This is a genomic window from Anaerovibrio sp. (assembly GCF_045637405.1).
In the GTDB taxonomy this organism is placed as follows: domain Bacteria; phylum Bacillota; class Negativicutes; order Selenomonadales; family Selenomonadaceae; genus Anaerovibrio.
Map to the genome: position 1 here is coordinate 1 of NZ_JAZTZI010000126.1, position 1,543 is coordinate 1,543.

A 1,543-nucleotide genomic window follows, 5' to 3' on the forward strand; every position below is an offset into this window, starting at 1 on the left:
ACCAGGCCGGCATCCCTCAGCATAGTGGTGACGCCGGTCTCCGCCTCGCCGTTAATAATGGACCAGTGAATCGGTGCCGCCCCCCGATAACGAGGCAACAGAGAGGCATGAACATTGACGCAGCCCAAGCGGGGAATATCCAAAATCTCCTGAGACAATATCTGCCCAAAGGCCACTACCACAATCAAATCCGGATTGAGTTCCTGCAATTTGGCCACACAATCAGCGGTCTTGATCTTTTCCGGCTGCCAAACCGGCAGGCCATATTCCAAGGCCTGAACCTTCACCGGGGATGGGGTCAGCTTATGCCCCCGCCCTTTGGGCCGGTCCGGCTGGGTAACCACCATAAGAACCTCGGTTTTTTCCTGCATTACCTGCAAACAACCCACAGCAAAATCCGGGGTTCCCATAAATACAGTTCTTAGCTTGCTCATTTCTTATCACCCTGTCTGATACTCTTGGCTATATCAATAAAAAGACAGCCTTCCAAATGGTCCAGCTCATGCTGAATGCACCGGGCCAGCAATCCGTCAGCCGTAAGGCGCTTTTTCTTGCCCCAGCGGTTCAGGAATTCCACCGTAACCTTTTCCGCCCGCTCCACATCACCGAATACATTTGGTACGCTAAGGCAGCCCTCGGAGTCGGTGACGCTGCCTTCCTTGTGGGTAATTACCGGATTGACCAAGGTCAAAAGGCCATTTTCATCCCCCACATCAATAACCACCATGCGAATGGACTGGCCCACCTGTGGTGCTGCCAGGCCCACGCCATCAGCCTTGTACATGGTCTCCGCCATGTTATCCATAAGCTTTCTTAACTTGCTGTCAACTTTTTCTATTGGCTGGGCCACCTGCTTTAACACCGGGTCCCCTGCTTTAACAATATCTAATAGTGCCACAAAAACACCCTCCTATGCTTCTCGTTAACCAATTAATTTTATCACATATCACTAGGAAAGTCCAAATTATAGCGTACTTGTTACCATTAATTTCCTAACTGTTCGCCGGAAACAAAAACTGCGGTCAAAATGTTTTGTCATTCCAACCGCAGTCTTATGAATTCTCATTTATAAGTCACTTAAAATATTATACTGATTGCGTTTTCCATAAACAAAGCGTAATACTACTATCTTCTTTGAAACATCATCAACCAGGTAATAAACAATATAATTTTTAACCAAAAAATAACGAACATCATCACGTTTTAGAAATTCATTTTCAACAGAAGTTCCGGCTCTTGGTTGCAGACAAAAATTTTCAATCTGTTCCATAAATGCATCCGCCAAAGATGAACCCGCAAGCACATTTCCCAAATTAATTGCAATATAAGAAAGTGGTTCATCGATGTCTGATTCGGCAGTCTCTGTCAATACATAGCCATATTTTTCAGATGCCATACTTGTGCCTCATCTTTTTCAGAGATTTTTTGCCATCTACGACGCGACCAGCTTCATAATCAGCTATCCCCTCATTTATCATACGTGCCTCATCTATTTTGCCCACTAAACGCTCATAATACTCAATATCCATTACTACCAACCGGC

At 45.6% G+C, this 1,543-nt stretch carries 3 protein-coding genes; all 3 read right to left on the bottom strand.

Annotated elements, in window-relative coordinates:
• The coding region (locus ACKI5G_RS09115) for a methionyl-tRNA formyltransferase (RefSeq protein ID WP_407399677.1) at positions 1-434 on the bottom strand (434 nt) is incomplete at its 3' end.
• Positions 431-898: a peptide deformylase gene (def, locus tag ACKI5G_RS09120; protein ID WP_407399679.1), complete on the bottom strand. Its 468-nt coding sequence runs from the start codon at positions 896-898 to the stop codon at positions 431-433. The genes ACKI5G_RS09115 and def, both read right to left, overlap by 4 nt.
• A gap of 168 nt (positions 899-1,066) precedes the next feature.
• Positions 1,067-1,396, bottom strand: a complete 330-nt coding sequence (locus tag ACKI5G_RS09125; protein WP_407399681.1) for a type II toxin-antitoxin system RelE/ParE family toxin — start codon at positions 1,394-1,396, stop codon at positions 1,067-1,069.
• Positions 1,397-1,543: the final 147 nt, after the last annotated feature.